Genomic DNA, 17,038 nt, shown 5'->3' on the forward strand with positions numbered 1-17,038 from the left:
CATGTTAATCAGTTTAATCGTCTTAATCAGTTCATTATTGACCGTATTGGTCGTCATGCCGCGGGCCATCCCGGCACTGCATAACTTAAAGTTTGGCCAAGAAATCCGTGACGTAGGTCCAGATTGGCATCAAAAGAAATCAGGCACGCCGACGATGGGCGGAATCATCATCTTGCTCGCCCTTATCATCGGATTCCTCATCTCAGTCGTCTTCGGTGAAGACGTCGCTGGGTTTGGCACGCTCTTGTTCGTGACTCTCGCCTTCGGGGTGATCGGCTTCCTCGACGACTACATCAAAGTCGTCAATAAACGCAACCTCGGTTTGACGTCGCTTCAGAAATTGATCGGTCAAATCGTCGTCTCGGTCTTATTCGTTTGGTTCCTCTCCCTCGGTGGGGCACTCGATACGACGATTCAAATCCCGTTCACTTCGATCGCGTTTGATACGGGCTGGTTGTATGTCGCCATCGTCATCTTCTGGCTCGTCGGCTTCTCGAACGCGGTCAACTTGACAGACGGCCTCGACGGTCTCGTCTCGTTCTCGGCCATCCCGACGTTCGCCTTCTTCGGCATCTATGCGCTCGGACAAGACGAAGCGGGCATCGCTTGGTTCGCCTTCAGTGCGGTCGGCGCCTTGCTCGGCTTCCTCGTCTTCAATAAATACCCGGCGAAAATCTTTATGGGTGACACGGGATCGCTCGCCCTCGGTGGTGCGGTCGCCGGCCTCGCGCTCATGCTCAAGCTCGAGCTGTTGCTCGTCTTCGTCGGAATCATCTTTGTCATCGAGACGCTTAGCGTCATCTTGCAAGTGCTCTCGTTCAAGACGACGGGCAAACGAATCTTTAAGATGAGCCCGATTCATCACCATTTCGAAATGGTCGGTTGGTCAGAATGGCGCATCGTCTTGACGTTCGGTGGAATTAGTTTGATCACGGCAGTCTTGTCGTTACTACTCATGTAATGGATGGTGGAAGACATGCAACAACAGTGGAACGATAAACGAGTCCTCGTACTCGGCGCGGCACGGAGCGGCATCGCCGCAGCCGCTTACTTAAGAAATGTCGGCGCGGACGTGACCCTCAATACCGGGAGCGAACCGTCAACGGAAGAACGGATGAAAATTGAAGCGCTCGGCATCAACGGCGTTTTCGGTGCCCATCCGCTCGAATTGCTCGACACGACGGACATGATTGTCAAAAACCCGGGAATCCCGTATCACATCCCGCTCCTTCAAGCAGCGCTTGAGCGGAACATCCCGATTTATACAGAAGTGGAACTCGCCTACTTGGCGACCGATGCCACGTTCGTCGCCATCACCGGCTCGAACGGGAAAACGACGACGACCACGCTCGTTCATGAATTGCTCAAAGGGGGAAGTCGTCCTGTCCATGTGGCAGGGAATATCGGTTTCCCGGCAATCGAAGTCGCATCGAAAGCGAAGCAGGGCGACATCATCGTCATCGAACTATCGAGCTTCCAACTGATGGGCGTTGAGCAGTTCCATCCGCAAGCGGCGGCACTGTTGAACTTGTCACCGGCGCATTTGGATTATCATGGTGACTTCGAATCGTATGCCGACGCCAAAGGGAACTTGTTCCGGAACATGACGGCATCAGACCGTGTCGTCGTCAAAGGCAGTGACACCGAAGTGATGAAACGCGTCCCGGCCGATCTCGATGCTTCGACGTTCGGTTACGACAGCGGGGATGCGCATGTCACCGACGGCTGGATTACGTTGCACGGCAAGCGGGTCATCCGGGTCGAGGATCTCGCCCTCGGCGGGGCCCATAACGTGGAGAACGTGTTGGCAGCCTTGTTGCTCGTTGAACCGTTCGATATCCCGGCCGAACATATCGATCGTGTGTTGCGCACGTTCGGTGGCGTGGCCCACCGAACGGAAAGTCTTGGCCAAGTGCTCGGACGCCGGGTTTATAACGACTCGAAAGCGACGAACAACGTGGCGGCCGAAGCGGCATTGAGCGGATTCGATGCTCCGATCGTTTGGGTGTGCGGGGGACTTGAACGTGGAGCCGAATTGGATTCACTCATTCCGGCGCTCGGACGCGTCAAAGCCATCGTCTCGTACGGTGAGACGGCAGGGCGTTTCCAAGCACTCGGTGAAGCCGAGCAGATTCCATCGTTCGCGGTCGATACGCTCGACGCAGCCGTCCCGCTCGCATTTGAACAGTCAGCCCCAGACGACGTGATTTTATTGTCACCGGCCTGTGCGAGCTGGGACCAATATAAGACGTTTGAAGAGCGCGGCGAACATTTCGTCCGCCTCGTCCATGCATATGAGGAGGCCAATCGATGAAAATCATGATTTCTGGTGGAGGAACGGGTGGTCATATCTACCCGGCACTCGCTCTCCTTGATACGCTCAAACAGCGCCATCCGAACCTCGAGGTGCTCTACATTGGCACTGAGAACGGTCTCGAGGCCGATCTCGTCCCACGCGCTGGTGTGCCGTTCAAATCGATTCGAATCGCCGGGCTCAAACGGTCGTTGTCGCTAGATAACGTCAAGACGGCCTATTGGTTTGTCCAATCTGTCCTGACGTTGCGTAAAGAGATGAAGACGTTCCGTCCGGACGTCGTCATCGGCACGGGCGGATTCGTCTCAGGTCCGGTCGTCTTCACCGCACAACAACTCGGCATCCCGACGATTCTGCATGAACAGAACAGCATCCCAGGCTTGACGAACAAGTTCTTGTCGAAGAAAGCCGACCGGGTCGCCTTGTCGTTCGCCGGTTCGGAATCACAGTTCCCTGATGCGAACGTCCGCGTCATCGGTAACCCGCGCGGGAGCGAAGTGTTGAAGACGACGGTGAACGAAACGTCCGTCCGGGCCGAATATGGTATCGATGAACGTCCAATCGTCTTGATTTACGGCGGCAGCCGCGGAGCCGAGGCCATCAACCGGGCCGTCATCGAGGCCATCCCGGAACTTGCGACCGAACCGGTGAACGTGCTCTACGTGACCGGGAACGTCCATTATGACAACGTCGTGGCGAAGGCGCCAAAAGCCGATAACGTCCATGTGTTGCCATACGTTTACGACATGCCTGAACTGCTCGCGTGTGCGAGTCTCGTCGTGTCGCGGGCCGGTGCCTCGACCATCTCGGAATTGACGGCGCTCGGTTTGCCGAGCATCTTGATTCCGAGTCCGTACGTGACGGCCGACCATCAGACGAAAAACGCCTCGGCGCTCGTCGAAAGCGGCGCGGCCGAACTGATTAAAGAAGGGGATTTGTCGGGCGAGACGCTCGTTCGCTCGATCCGACACGTATTGGCCCATCATGATGAGATGGCCGCAGCCTCGAAACGGTTAGGATTCCCGCACGCCGCGGAGTCGCTCGCCGACCTCGTCGAAGAAGTCCGCGCTTGAAAGGAGAGTAGCCATGGAGACACGTCAGAATACCGTTCGTAGTTTGGAAGACCGAATCCCGTATATGAAAGATCAACGTCGTAAGAAAGCGAACCGACGTTTGTCGACGATCCTGTTGTTGTTCGCGGTGTTGATTGCGCTCGTCGTATATATGCAGACATCGGTGTCTGACGTGAAAGCGGTGAACGTGAAAGGCCTGTCCTGGTTGACAGAAGCGTATGTGCTCGCCGAAACGGATATCGACACGTCCACGAAAATCGTTCAAGTGTCGCCGAACGGGATTGAACGGGAACTTCGTAAAGTGCCTGGCGTGAAAGACGTCTCGGTCGATCGCTCCTGGTATAACGTCGTGACGATTGACGTCGAAGAAGAGAAAATGATCGCCTATTCACGAACGGACGAAGAGGAAGTCGTCGTCCTCGCTGACGGTTCTTTGCACCCGACTGGATCGATTACGGATCCAGAGAAGCTAAAAGACGGTCCGTTGTTGCGTGAATTCACCGATGCGGCGGAACTCGAGAAAATCGCGAGTGAGCTCGAGCAAGTCGATGACGCGATGCGGGCCAGGATGTCAGAGATTGTCTTCTCGAAACAGAAAGGCGAACCGACACGATATGAGATTTATATGAACGACGGCAACACGATTCAGACGCCGACGTTCAAGCTCAGTCAAACGGTATCCAAGTACGGCGAAATCTATGAGAATATTCCAAAAGGACAGCGGGGAACCGTCGTCATGGATGGCGGATATTATTTCGTTCCGTACGAAAAACCGAAAGAATAATCTGAATTTTTACAGCCCTTAGACACATAAGGGCTGTTTTTTTATCGATTGTAATCGAATTGACACCCCAAAACCGCGTAATTTGTAGGATTCTACCTTTTCTCACTATCTTATTTGTTGTAAACTTAGACGTGAGATATCTTGCCGGACCTAACAATATTTTTGGATATCTGTAACAATGTAACGGAATTCAAGCACAGAAATTAAAGCGCGGAGGTGTTTCCCTTTTGGAAGCGAATGGTTATGTGGCCGCATTGGATATAGGAACGTCAGAAATTAAGCTCGTCGTGGGTGAACTACTCGGGGGAACGCTTAACATTTTGGCGGAGGGGTGTGCCCCGTCTGCAGGAGTAAAACGTGGCGCCGTCGTCGACATCGATAAGACGGTTCAAGCCATCAAGCAAGCCGTCGAACATGCCGAAGCGGCGCTCGGTGATCAAATTCGGTCGGTATACGTTGCCATCGAAGGGGAACATATCCAAATCGCCCCATGTCATGGAATTGCATCGGTCAAACGAGAAGACCAAGAAATCACGGACACAGACGTCATCGAAGTCATCAATTCGGCGCAAGTCATGCGCTTGCCGGATGAGATGAGTGTCATCGATGTGATTCCGTCTTCCTTCACGGTCGACCAACAGACAGGTGTCGTCGATCCCCGGGGCATGCTCGGTTATCGCTTAGAGATGCACGGCAAGATGGTGACCGGTTCGAAGACGATTTTACATAGCATTCGTCGTTCCATCGAACGGGCGGGACTGAAACTAGAAGGTTTCGTCCTCGGCAACTTGGCGCTCGGCATGAGTGCGGCATCGGTCGATGAAATCGATTTAGGCATCGGCTTGGTCGATATCGGTCATGAAAAGACGACCGTCTCGGTCTTCTATCGAGGCGACCTCGTCTACTCATATATCCTTCCGGTCGGAGGCGATCATATGACGCGCGACTTGGTGTACAAGCTCAACTGTAAATACCAAGACGCCAAAGTGGCGAAAGAAGAGTACGGACTTGCCCTCGAAGAGATGGCGGACGCCTCAGAAGGGTTCTCGTTCACGAACATCAACGGGGAAGTCACGTTCGAACCGCAGTCAGAAATTAGTTACGTTTTAGAGGCAAGAATAGAGGAAATGTTCACGCTTGTGTTGAATAGAGTGCAAAAGGTAGGCGTTCCAACGCTCAGCGGAGGTTATCTCCTCTGTGGTGGGGCCGCTGCTTTACCTGGCATCCAAGAACTAGCGACTCGTGTCATGGGTCAAAAGACGAGACTGTATCAGCCATCGTCGATTGGCGTCAGACATCCGAAATACGCGACCGCGGTCGGCGTCCTCAAGTACGTGCTCATGAGCGATCACCACGTCTCGAAGTCACGACTTGAAAAGCCGGATGACCGTGTGGCCGTCGCAAAACCAGACGGCACGTCTCAAACCGGGAACGTCCAAGACCACGACGATGATGTGGAACCGGACGACCGCGAGACGAAAAACGGTTTCGGTCGATTAATGGAAAAATTATTTGGCGTGTAAATTTGACGTTGTGTTAACAATTGGAAATTACGTAGGGGGATACCTGAAATGATGTACTTTGATGAGGCGATTGACGCCGTAGCAAAAATTAAAGTAATTGGAGTCGGGGGCGGCGGGTCAAACGCTGTCAACCGCATGATCGAGCACGGAGTACAAGGTGTCGAGTTCATCGCCGTCAACACGGACGCGCAAGCACTCAACATGTCGAAAGCGGACGTTAAGCTTCAACTCGGAGCGAAATTGACGCGTGGCCTCGGTGCCGGCGCGAATCCGGATATCGGTAAAAAAGCGGCGGAAGAGAGCCGCGAGCAGTTGATTGAAGCGCTCGATGGCGCGGATATGGTCTTCGTCACAGCTGGTATGGGCGGAGGAACCGGAACGGGGGCAGCACCTGTCATCGCCGAGATTTCAAAAGAAATCGGAGCGCTCACGGTCGGTGTCGTCACGAAACCGTTCATGTTCGAAGGACGCAAACGGATGCAACACGCCCAACACGGGATTCAAGCGTTCAAAGAAAAAGTCGATACACTCATCGTCATTCCAAACGACAAGTTGCTTGAAATCGTCGAGCGCAACACGCCGATGATCGAAGCGTTCCGTGAAGCGGATAACGTCCTTCGCCAAGGTGTCCAAGGGATCACGGACTTGATCGCCATTCCTGGTCTCATCAACCTTGACTTCGCTGACGTCAAGACGATCATGACGGAAAAAGGTTCGGCACTCATGGGTGTCGGTGTCGCCACTGGCGAGAACCGTGCCGTCGAAGCAGCGAAGAAAGCCATCTCATCTCCACTTCTCGAGTCTTCAATCGAAGGCGCGAAAGGTGTCTTGATGAACATCACAGGCGGACTTAGCCTCAGCTTGTATGAAGTCACGGAAGCAGCTCAAATCGTTCAAAGTGCCGCAGATGAAGAAGTGAACTTGATTTTCGGTTCGGTCATCAACGAAAACTTGAACGACGAGATTATCGTTACCGTGATCGCAACTGAATTCGCAGAAGAAGCGCAAGGGACGAACCCGTTCCTTCAACAACCGAAGAAACAACCGGAAGCTGAAGTGAACCGTGAGGCTCAACCGAAAGCGCAAGAAGCTGCGCCACAAGATGAAGGGAACTTCCATAGACCGGTCTATGGTGGGGACGTCCCAGACGAGACGATCAACATCCCAGCGTTCGTAAGACAACGCCGTAACTAAACAACAGGGGGTGCCGGTTCTCGGCATCCCCTTTTTCTAAAAAAGGAGAATCATATGCGACTGTTACATACATGGGAAACCGAAACGTATCGCTATCAGGCTTATGTGACGACCCGGACGGACGGACATAATGAAGGCAACGTCGGACTCCACGTCGGCGATGACGCAGATCAGGTCGTCGCCAATCGGGAGTACTTCTTTGACGCGGCCGGTCTTGCCCTCGCGGATTCGGTGTGGGCCGACCAAGTCCATCAGACGAACGTCGAAGTCGTCGGTGACGCCGACCGCGGCAAAGGCGCGTATTCCTATGACGAGACGATTCCGGCGACGGACGGCCTCATCACGACGGCCGACGCGTTGCCACTCGCCCTCGTCTTTGCCGACTGTGTCCCGCTCTTCTTCTGTGCCGAGGACCATGGCGTCATCGGTGTGGCCCATGCCGGGTGGAAAGGGACGGTCGGGAATATCGTCGCCGCGATGACGGATGCGTTCGCCACGCTCGGCGTTCCGGCCGAAGCCATCGACATGTTCGTCGGGCCGGCCATCACAGCCGAACATTATGAGGTCGACCGCCGCGTCCTGGATGCGGTCGAAGCGGTCTCACCGGCTGCGTATGCATCAGCGGTCATGGACGAACGAGCGGGCCATGCCCGTCTATCCCTGCAGCAAGTGAACGAGACGCTCGCTGTGGAACGAAATATCGAGGTCACCCAATCGAACTTGTCGACCGTTTCTGATCAGACGTTTTTCTCGTATCGGAATGGAGACGCCAAGCGTCGTTTTGCGGCCGTCCTCGTCAAGGAGAAGAAATCGTGAGTATAGCCAATAATGTGAAGCAAGTCAGACAGACGATCGACGCGCATCGGGCCGATCAAGCGGTGACGCTCATCGCGGTCACGAAATCGGTCGGTCCCGACGTGGCGAACGCCCTCTATGCAGAAGGCATCCGCGACTTCGGCGAAAATCGTCCCGAAGGATTGCTTGAGAAAGTCGAGCAGTTGCCGGCTGATGCCAAGTTCCATTTCATCGGCAGCCTGCAGACACGTAAAGTGAGACAAATTATCGACCATGTGGCAGCGATTCATTCGCTCGACCGCATCTCGCTCGCCGAAGAGATCGATAAACGCGCCCAAGGCGTGATCGATTGTTTCGTGCAAGTGAACGTATCGGGCGAAGCGTCAAAACATGGTCTCGAAAAAGAGGAAGTCATCCCGTTCATCGAGAACTGTAAACAGTATCCTCACGTGCGGATCATCGGCCTGATGACGATGGCCCCGTTCACAGAGGACGAGACGGTGATTCGGGAGACGTTCCGAAACTTGAGACAGTTGCGCGATGACGTCGCGCGTCATGCCTATGCGCATGCACCGTGTACCGAACTGTCAATGGGTATGTCGAACGACTACACGTTGGCAATCGAAGAAGGCGCATCGTTTGTTCGTATTGGAACCGTACTTGTGCAATAATATATTTTAAGGAGGAATCCGTTATGTCAATCAAAAACAAAATGAAGGACTTCTTTGGACTCGAGGAAGATCCGAACAACCAGTTCGAAGGAGACGAGTATGCTGTCGCCGAAACGAAGACACAACCGATGACGGAGGCAATCGTCAAAACGGAGGACCGTCCGAAAACATCGAACAATATCGTCGCGTTGAACACGAAGAAGAAAGAACGTTCAAAAGTCGTCTTGGCCGAGCCGCGTGTATTCGCTGAGGCCCAAGACATCAGCGACCAGTTGAAAGAAAACCGGGCCGTCATCGTCAACCTTCAACGGATGTCGAAAGAGCAGTCTCGTCAAGTCGTCAACTTCTTGTCAGGTGTCGTCTATGCGTTAGAAGGGACGATGACGTCGATTGGACATAACACGATTCTATGTACTCCGAACAACATCGAGTTGACGGGGTCGATCTCGAACTTGATTTCGGAGGACGAACTCAATAGTAAAGGGTGGTAACTGAATGGAAAATGCTATACCTGCGTTAGGCAACACGATCGTTACATTGCTTGGATATTATAGCTGGGTCTTGATTGCCTATATTTTATTATCGTGGTTCCCGAATGCGCGTGAATCAAAATTTGGTCAAATCTTGTCGTATCTGTGCGAACCGTTTTTGAATCCGTTTCGTCGCATCATCCCACCAATCGGCGGGATGCTCGACATCTCCCCAATCGTCGCTTTATTTGTGCTACGGATGGCGCAATTTGGAGTGCGTGCGATTTTCGGTATTTAAATGAGCGTCTTCGATCATTATCGACCGAATGAACGGGCATTTATCGAGCAAGTGCTCGATTGGGTTCAACAAGTCGAGGACAACTATATGTTGAAAGTGACGGACTTTTTAGATCCACGCGAGCAACAAATCGTCCGGCAACTCGTCGGCAAGCAGCTCGCGATTTACGAGGATGGCGGATTTGTCGGCGCGGAACGGCGTCGTCTCATCCTGGCCCCGGATTATTACGAGCTCGACCCGAACGACTTCGAGATTGCGATTCGTCAAATCGACTATCCGACCAAATTCGTCGAATTGACGCACCGTCAAGTGACGGGGACGCTCTTGAACGCCGGGTTGAAGCGGCAGAAGTTTGGAGACGTCGTCCTCGACGAGGGCATCGCGCAATTCGCCACGACGCGTGAGGCGGCCGGTTTCATCGAGATGAACGTCGATCGGGTCGGCAAGGCCCGGATTCGCATCTCAGAAGTGGCGCCCGAAGCCGTGCTCGTCGTACCGGAAGTCAAATGGAGCGATGAGTTCGGCATCGTCTCATCACTCCGATTTGACACGGTCGTCAGCGAAGTGCTCGGGTTATCCCGACAAAAAGCCCAGGCGCTCGTCAAACATGGAGACTGTAAAGTGAACCATAAACCGATCGATGATCCGAGCTTCATCCTTGAACCAGACGATTTGGTCTCGATCCGAGGGTATGGCCGTGTCAAACTGACGGCGATTCTCGGCTCGACAAAGCGTGAGAAAATAAAAATCCAGTATGGCATCATACGTTGAACTTAGGAGGAAAGTCGAATGGCGTTGACACCGATTGATATTCATAATAAAGAGTTCTCGACTCGTTTTCGCGGGTACGACATCGATGAGGTCAATGAATTTTTAGATCAAATCATTAAAGAATTTGAACTATTGATTCGTGAGAATAGAAGGTACGAAGAACTCGTCAACGATATGCAAGCTCGCATTGACTACTTCTCCTCGATGGAAGACACGTTGAACAAATCGATTATCGTCGCCCAAGAGGCAGCCGAAGAAGTGAAGACGAACGCGGCCAAGGAAGCGAGTCTCATTTTGAAGCAAGCTGAACGTGAGGCGCTCGCCCGTGAGGAAGAAGCGTCACGCAAAGAGCAGCTCGCCGAACGTGAAGTCATTCAAATGCTCAAGAAAGTCGAATTGTACCGGACCCGGTTCCGCGTCCTCGTCGATGCTCAGATGGAGCTCTTGAACAGTACAGAATGGGACACGATTGTCGGGGAGCCGCCGGTCCAGACGGTTCTTGACGATACGACCGAACTTGCGTATAATGACGACGAAGTCATACCAACAAAACATCACGGATAATACACAATACGTCGATTAGGACACGTCGATAAAGTCATACCTACGAAGCGACTTAGGGAAGGTGCAAGCCTAAGAGAAAGACTTTATCGGTATCCCCTATGAGTGTCGGGCTGAAGTTAGTAAGCGCGACCGCCTGACCTCGTTATCGGTTACCAAGAGCGGTCTCGAGGGTTTCCTTGAGATTAGTAGGGTGGTACCGCGAGTCGACCAACTCGTCCCTATTAGGGGCGGGTTTTTTTGTTGTCAAAAAAAAGTTGCAGGAGGAGTTTCAATGAACTACAAAGACACACTATTGATGCCTGACACAGAGTTCGCGATGCGCGGAAATCTGCCAAAACGTGAGCCAGCGATGCATGAGGCTTGGGAACAAATGGACCTATACAACCGCGTCCAAGAGAAAAACGCCGGGAAACCGCAATACATCCTTCACGACGGACCTCCGTACGCGAACGGCGACATCCATATGGGCCACGCGCTCAACAAAGTATTGAAAGACATCATCGTCCGTTTCAAATCATTGAACGGCTACCAGTCACCGATGATTCCGGGCTGGGACACACACGGTCTCCCAATCGAGAACGCGCTTCAAAAAGCGGGTGTCAACCGCAAAGAAATGACGGTCGCCGAGTTCCGTGAGAAGTGTGCAGCGTATGCGATGGAACAAGTGAACTCGCAACGTGAACAGTTCAAACGCCTCGGGTTGCTCGCTGACTTTGACAACCCGTACATCACGCTCCTCCCAGAATACGAAGCGGCTCAAATCCGTCTCTTCGGGACGATGGCCGAAAAAGGCTACATCTATAAAGGGAAGAAACCGGTCTATTGGTCACCTTCTTCTGAATCGGCGCTCGCTGAGGCGGAAATCGAATATTATGACAAGAAGTCACCGGCCATTTACGTGGCGTTCCAAGTCGTCGACGGGAAAGACGTTCTTCAGACGACCGATCATTTCGTCATCTGGACGACGACACCATGGACAATTCCAGCCAACCTCGGGATCGCGGTCAGCGACGAGTTGACGTATACGCGTATCGAGCATGACGGCAAAGGCTATATCGTCGCCGAATCGCTCGTGGAAGAAGTGACGACGGCACTCAAGTGGACGGATTACACGGTGAGCGGTTCTTGGAACGGACGTGAGTTCGAACACATGACGGCGCAACACCCGCTTTACGACCGGACCTCGCTCGTCATGATTGGCGATCACGTCACGGCTGATGCGACAGGTCTCGTCCATACGGCACCTGGACACGGGGAAGACGACTATCGTGTCGGACAAGCGTACGGACTCGACGTCTTGTGCCCGGTCGACGACCGTGGTTATATGACGGATGAGGCGCCAGGTTTCGAAGGCTTGTTCTATGAAGACGCGAACAAACAAATCGGGATGAAGCTCGAAGAGAACGGCTATCTCCTCAACTTGAAATTCATCAAACACTCGTACCCGCACGACTGGCGTACGAAGAAACCGGTCATCTTCCGCGCGACACCGCAATGGTTCGCCTCAATCAAAGACTTCCGTGCCGATATGCTCCGTGAAATCGAAGAAGTGAACTGGGTGCCGGAATGGGGCATGACACGTCTTTACAACATGGTCCGTGACCGTGGGGACTGGGTCATCAGCCGTCAACGTGCCTGGGGTGTTCCAATCCCGATCTTCTATGCCGAAGACGGAACGGAGATCATCACGAACGAGACGATCGAACATATCGCCAACTTGTTCCACGAGCACGGATCGAACGTCTGGTATGAGCGTGAAGCGAAAGACTTGTTGCCAGCAGGCTTCACACACCCGAACAGCCCGAACGGCGAGTTCCGTAAAGAGCTCGACATCATGGACGTTTGGTTCGACTCAGGTTCGTCACATGCGGGCGTACTCGAACAGCGCGACAACTTGCGCCGCCCGGCCGACTTGTACCTTGAAGGATCGGACCAATACCGCGGCTGGTTCAACTCGTCACTCTCGACGGCTGTCGCGACGACTGGCAAAGCGCCGTATCGCAACGTGCTCAGCCACGGTTTCGTTCTCGACGGAGACGGACGCAAGATGTCGAAGTCACTCGGTAACACGATTGCACCGAACGACCTCGTCAAACAGTACGGAGCAGAAATCGTCCGTCTTTGGGTGTCGTCGGTCGACTATCAGTCAGATGTCCGCGCGTCACACGATAACTTTAAACAAGTGTCGGAAGTATACCGGAAAATCCGCAACACGTTGCGCTTCTTGCTCGGTAACTTGAACGGATTCGACCCGTCGATGCGTGTCGCGTTCGAAGACATGCCGGAAGCGGACCGCTTCATGGCGACAAAACTCAAACAGCTTCAAGCGAAAGTCGTCAAAGCATACGACACGTTCGACTTCATGGCCGTCTATCACTTGAGCCATAACTTCTGTGTCAACGAGTTGTCGTCATTCTATCTCGACTTCACGAAAGATATCCTGTATATCGAGCGCGAAGATGATGCGCGTCGTCGTGCCGTTCAAACGGTCATGTATGACACGGTCGTCACGCTCACGAAATTGCTCGCCCCAATCCTTCCGCACACGGCGGATGAGGTGTGGCAAGAAGTGCCGGCGAAACAAGGGGATAGCGTCTTCTTGACGGACCTTGACGAAGTAGCGGCATTGTCGGAAGACGAGAAGGCGTTGCTTGCGAAATGGTCGAAGTTCCTCACGTTCCGTGACGACGTCTTGAAAGCGATCGAGATTGCACGTGGTGAGAAATTGATCGGGAAACCGCTCGAAGCGAAGTTGCTCGTCGCGCCGAAAGGTGAGACGAAACAGTTGCTCGAGACGATCGACAACGTGCGCCAATTGCTACAAGTGTCACAGCTTGATTACGTCGACTCGGCTGATGTCGATTATGCGACAGCCGAAATCAGCGTCTTGAAAGCTGATGGTGCCGCTTGTGCCCGCTGCTGGACGTACTCGATTGAACTTGGTCAAGACGAACAGCACCCAGAGCTTTGCCCGCGTTGTACAGAAGTCATCGCATAAGCCGGACCGGAGTGGCGATCGTCCACTCCGGTTTCTTATGACTTGAAAGGAGAATCTGATGAAACGTTACTACGGATTAGCACTTTTCCTCATTTTGCTCGACCAAGTGACCAAATGGATCGTCGTCCAGACGATGACGATCGGACAGTCGATTGAACTCATCCCTGAGTTGCTTTATTTGACGTCTTACCGTAATAAAGGTGCGGCTTGGGGCATGCTCGAAGGGCAGATGGTGTTCTTCTTTATCGTCACGGCCATCGTCGTCGTCGGTTTGATTTACTTCTTGCATAAAGAAGTGAACGGGTTCGATTTGCTCGGTTATAGCGTCGGGTTACTACTCGCCGGTGCCATCGGGAACTTTATCGACCGTCTCTTCCGCGGAGAAGTCGTCGACTTTGTCGACACGTACCCGTTCGGATACAACTTCCCCATTTTTAATGTCGCCGATATGGCGCTCACGTTCGGGGTCATCTTTATGATCATCGGCGTCTTGTTCGAAGAAAAATTAAACAAAGAAAGGGGACAATCGTAATGGAAACTTACACATTTGTCGCCGAAGAAAAGGCTCGTATCGATAAATGGATGAGCGAACAAAGTGATTGGTCACGTTCGCAAATCCAAGACTGGATCAAGGCGGGAGACCTGCTCGTCAATGGACAGATCGTCAAGCCGAACTATAAATTGCAAGAAGGCGACGAAATCGTCGTGACGGTCCCAGATGCCGTCGAACTCGAAGTATTACCTGAGAATATCCCGCTCGACGTCGTCTATGAGGACGAGGATGTCATCGTCGTCAATAAGGCACGCGGCATGGTCGTCCATCCGGCGGCCGGCCATACGTCAGGGACGCTCGTCAACGCGCTCCTTTACCACTGTGACGATTTGTCAGGCATCAATGGCGTCAAACGTCCAGGCATCGTCCACCGCATCGACAAAGACACGACCGGTCTTCTCATGGTCGCGAAAAACGATGTGGCCCACGAATCGCTCGCGAGCCAGTTGAAGGATCGTAAAATCAAGCGTGAATATATCGCCCTCGTCCACGGCGAAGTCGCCCATGAACTTGGGACAATCGAAGCGCCAATCGGGCGTGACACGAACGACCGTCAACGGATGACGGTGACCGACAAGAACGCGAAAGAAGCGATCACGCACTTCCGTCTGCTCGAGCGGTATAAAGATTTCACGCTCGTCGAGTGTAAATTGGAGACGGGACGGACGCACCAAATCCGCGTTCACATGCGTTATATCGGCCATCCGCTTGCTGGTGACCCGAAATACGGTCCACGCCGTACGATTCAATTGAACGGTCAGGCGCTCCACGCGGCGACGCTCGGTTTCTTCCATCCGCGCACGAACGAATGGCTTGAATTCGAGGCGAAACTCCCAGCCGACTTCGAGGCGGAGCTTGCCAAATTAGACAAAATCGAGAAAACGCGTTGACTTTCAACCGATTCCGATTTATAGTCTAGGAAGCATAACACCTTTAAACCCAGTCCAGAGAGGCTGTGAAAGGATTGTGGCCGCGGCCACGACACGTCGATTATTTGAGGCAGAGGTCTGCCCTCACATATGAAGACTTCCTTTTCCAGCCGGATGAGGAAGTCTTCTTTTTTTATATAATTTGTGAGAGGGGGGAACTAGTTGAAACGTTCCACCATTTTAGACGAAGCGGCCATCCGCCGCGCACTTACCCGAATCGCCCATGAGATTATCGAGCGAAACAAAGGGACGGACAACGTCGTACTCGTCGGGATTAAAACCAGAGGCGAGACGCTCGCCGACCGGCTCGCCCGCCGAATCGAAGAAATCGAAGGCAAACCGATTGCCCTCGGCAACTTAGACATCACGCTCTACCGGGATGACTTATCAAAGAAATCACTCGACCCGGAAGTGAAAGCGACCGAGTTACCGCATGATATCAACGGCAAGACGGTCGTCTTGATTGACGACGTCCTTTATACAGGCCGGACAGTGCGGGCTGCCATGGACGCGCTCGTCGACCACGGTCGGCCGGATTATATCCAGCTCGCCGTCTTGATCGACCGCGGACACCGCGAGTTACCGATTCGCCCCGACTTTGTCGGCAAGAACGTCCCGACGTCGAAGTCGGAACAAGTCGTCGTCAGACTCAGTGAAGTCGATGCGACAGACGAAGTATTCATCAAACAGCAATAATCAAAAAACCTTTAAGGTGGTCCAGAGAGGCCAGGAAGGAGAACCACATATGAAACCCATCCTCAACATCCACGAGCGTCCCGCTCACTTACCGCAATGGCTGCTCTTCAGCCTGCAACACGTCTTCGCCATGTTCGGAGCGACGATATTAGTCCCGATTTTGACGGGCCTAAGCACGTCCGTCGCCCTCGTCGCTTCCGGTGTGGCCACGCTCTCATTCCTAGCAATCACACGCTTCAAAGTCCCAACTTATCTCGGATCGAGCTTCGCGTACATCGCGCCGATTATCGCCGTCAGCCAACAATGGGGTGTCGAAGCCGCCTTGTTCGGAGGCATCATCGCCGGTTCCGTCTACGGCGTCGTCTCGCTCGTCATCTATAAGACCGGCGTGAACTGGTTGCTACGCTTGCTGCCGCCGGTCGTCGTCGGTCCAGTCATCATGGTCATCGGCTTATCGCTCGCACCGGTCGCCATCGACATGTCGATGAATAAGGACGGGGCATACAACGGAACGTTCATCACCGTCGCGTTGCTCACGCTCGGTATTACGATTCTCGCCATGACGACGCTCAAAGGAGTATGGGGCGCTGTTCCGATCTTGTTCGGAATCATCGGCGGTTACCTCATCGCCGCACTGTTCGGAATCATCGACTACTCGGCGCTCGGACAAGCGAGCTTGTTCCAACTGCCTGACTTCACGATGGTGTTCGTCGACTACATGCCGATGTGGCAAGTCGGGGCACTCCTCGCCATCGTCCCAGTCGCACTCGTCACGATGACGGAACATATCGGCGACCAGATGGTCACGTCGAAAATCATCGGCCGCGAGACGATGAAAGACCCAGGTCTCCATCGGACCCTCCTCGGCGACGGGGTCGGGAAAGCGGTCGCCTCGGCACTCGGTGGTCCACCGTGTACGACTTACGGTGAGAACAACGGGGTCATGGCTATCACGAAAGTGTATAGCGTCTACGTCATCGCCGGAGCGGCGCTCATGGCCATCAGTTTCGGATTCCTCGGACACGTCGAAGCGTTCATCTCGACGATTCCGAACCCGGTCAAAGGCGGCATCTCGATCCTCTTGTTCGGGGTCATCGCCTCGAACGGTCTCCGGACGATGGTCGAGAGCAACGTCGATCTCGCCGAGAAACGCAACCTCATCATCGCCTCGGTCATCCTCGTCATCGGACTCGGTGGGGCGATGGTCCAACTCGGTAGCTTCCCGGTCCAAGGGATGGCGCTCGCAACGGTCGTCGGGATTCTCTTGAACGCCTTCTTGCCAAAAGCGGAAAGCGTGGAAGAACCTGCTGCCGAAACAACTGAAGACACACGACAAGCAAGTAACTTTTAATTCGATCCCGTGAGGTCGGCAAAGTGAAGGCTCGTTTATTTGGGTGTGTTCTGC

Annotated in this window: 17 protein-coding genes; all 17 read left to right on the plus strand. The window is 53.6% G+C overall.

The genetic code is table 11. From position 1 onward, the window contains the following. The first annotated feature begins 1 nt into the window (after window position 1). Window positions 2-961 carry a phospho-N-acetylmuramoyl-pentapeptide-transferase gene (gene mraY / locus KNP67_RS02090; RefSeq protein WP_214755772.1) on the plus strand — a complete coding sequence of 320 codons (960 nt, stop codon included), beginning with the start codon at window positions 2-4 and terminating at the stop codon, window positions 959-961. 15 nt (window positions 962-976) lie between these two features. Beyond that, window positions 977-2,314, plus strand: coding sequence for a UDP-N-acetylmuramoyl-L-alanine--D-glutamate ligase (murD, locus tag KNP67_RS02095; RefSeq protein ID WP_029595736.1), 1,338 nt, complete (start codon window positions 977-979; stop codon window positions 2,312-2,314). Then, window positions 2,311-3,387 (plus strand): undecaprenyldiphospho-muramoylpentapeptide beta-N-acetylglucosaminyltransferase, encoded by a 1,077-nt coding sequence (gene murG / locus KNP67_RS02100; protein ID WP_029595735.1) that lies wholly within the window; start codon window positions 2,311-2,313, stop codon window positions 3,385-3,387. The genes murD and murG overlap by 4 nt, the downstream gene beginning before the upstream one ends. 13 nt (window positions 3,388-3,400) lie before the next feature. Continuing rightward, window positions 3,401-4,171 carry a cell division protein FtsQ/DivIB gene (locus KNP67_RS02105; RefSeq protein WP_214755773.1) on the plus strand — a complete coding sequence of 257 codons (771 nt, stop codon included), beginning with the start codon at window positions 3,401-3,403 and terminating at the stop codon, window positions 4,169-4,171. Window positions 4,172-4,398: 227 nt separating this feature from the next. Next, window positions 4,399-5,694 (plus strand): cell division protein FtsA, encoded by a 1,296-nt coding sequence (ftsA, locus tag KNP67_RS02110; protein ID WP_214713831.1) that lies wholly within the window; start codon window positions 4,399-4,401, stop codon window positions 5,692-5,694. Window positions 5,695-5,742: 48 nt separating this feature from the next. Next, window positions 5,743-6,888 (plus strand): cell division protein FtsZ, encoded by a 1,146-nt coding sequence (gene ftsZ / locus KNP67_RS02115; RefSeq protein WP_021067047.1) that lies wholly within the window; start codon window positions 5,743-5,745, stop codon window positions 6,886-6,888. 54 nt (window positions 6,889-6,942) lie between these two features. Further along, window positions 6,943-7,704: a peptidoglycan editing factor PgeF gene (gene pgeF, locus KNP67_RS02120; RefSeq protein WP_214713829.1), complete on the plus strand. Its 762-nt coding sequence runs from the start codon at window positions 6,943-6,945 to the stop codon at window positions 7,702-7,704. Further along, a complete protein-coding gene (locus tag KNP67_RS02125) occupies window positions 7,701-8,354 on the plus strand; it encodes a YggS family pyridoxal phosphate-dependent enzyme (protein WP_214713827.1) in 654 nt (217 codons plus the stop codon). Before pgeF ends, KNP67_RS02125 begins: the two co-directional genes overlap by 4 nt. Before the next feature lie 23 nt (window positions 8,355-8,377). Continuing rightward, the gene (locus tag KNP67_RS02130; RefSeq protein WP_029595732.1) at window positions 8,378-8,845 is read left to right on the plus strand and encodes a cell division protein SepF; all 468 of its coding nucleotides are present in this window, start codon (window positions 8,378-8,380) and stop codon (window positions 8,843-8,845) included. Between the two features lie 4 nt (window positions 8,846-8,849). Then, complete coding sequence (locus KNP67_RS02135) at window positions 8,850-9,122, plus strand: YggT family protein (RefSeq protein ID WP_021067051.1); 273 nt, start codon at window positions 8,850-8,852, stop codon at window positions 9,120-9,122. Further along, window positions 9,123-9,893 carry a YlmH family RNA-binding protein gene (locus tag KNP67_RS02140; RefSeq protein ID WP_214755774.1) on the plus strand — a complete coding sequence of 257 codons (771 nt, stop codon included), beginning with the start codon at window positions 9,123-9,125 and terminating at the stop codon, window positions 9,891-9,893. A gap of 18 nt (window positions 9,894-9,911) precedes the next feature. Continuing rightward, window positions 9,912-10,457, plus strand: coding sequence for a DivIVA domain-containing protein (locus tag KNP67_RS02145; RefSeq protein WP_021067053.1), 546 nt, complete (start codon window positions 9,912-9,914; stop codon window positions 10,455-10,457). Window positions 10,458-10,728: 271 nt separating this feature from the next. After that, window positions 10,729-13,455 carry an isoleucine--tRNA ligase gene (ileS, locus tag KNP67_RS02150; protein WP_214755775.1) on the plus strand — a complete coding sequence of 909 codons (2,727 nt, stop codon included), beginning with the start codon at window positions 10,729-10,731 and terminating at the stop codon, window positions 13,453-13,455. Window positions 13,456-13,513: 58 nt separating this feature from the next. Continuing rightward, window positions 13,514-13,987: a signal peptidase II gene (gene lspA / locus KNP67_RS02155; protein WP_214710567.1), complete on the plus strand. Its 474-nt coding sequence runs from the start codon at window positions 13,514-13,516 to the stop codon at window positions 13,985-13,987. Continuing rightward, window positions 13,987-14,898, plus strand: a complete 912-nt coding sequence (locus tag KNP67_RS02160) for an RluA family pseudouridine synthase (RefSeq protein ID WP_214755777.1) — start codon at window positions 13,987-13,989, stop codon at window positions 14,896-14,898. The genes lspA and KNP67_RS02160 overlap by 1 nt, the downstream gene beginning before the upstream one ends. Before the next feature lie 201 nt (window positions 14,899-15,099). After that, window positions 15,100-15,633 carry a bifunctional pyr operon transcriptional regulator/uracil phosphoribosyltransferase PyrR gene (gene pyrR / locus KNP67_RS02165; RefSeq protein WP_021067057.1) on the plus strand — a complete coding sequence of 178 codons (534 nt, stop codon included), beginning with the start codon at window positions 15,100-15,102 and terminating at the stop codon, window positions 15,631-15,633. Window positions 15,634-15,682: 49 nt separating this feature from the next. Then, the gene (locus KNP67_RS02170; RefSeq protein WP_058763338.1) at window positions 15,683-16,984 is read left to right on the plus strand and encodes a uracil-xanthine permease family protein; all 1,302 of its coding nucleotides are present in this window, start codon (window positions 15,683-15,685) and stop codon (window positions 16,982-16,984) included. Window positions 16,985-17,038: the final 54 nt, after the last annotated feature.

This window comes from Exiguobacterium sp. s157 (assembly GCF_018618205.1).
Classification (GTDB): Bacteria; Bacillota; Bacilli; order Exiguobacteriales; family Exiguobacteriaceae; genus Exiguobacterium; species Exiguobacterium chiriqhucha.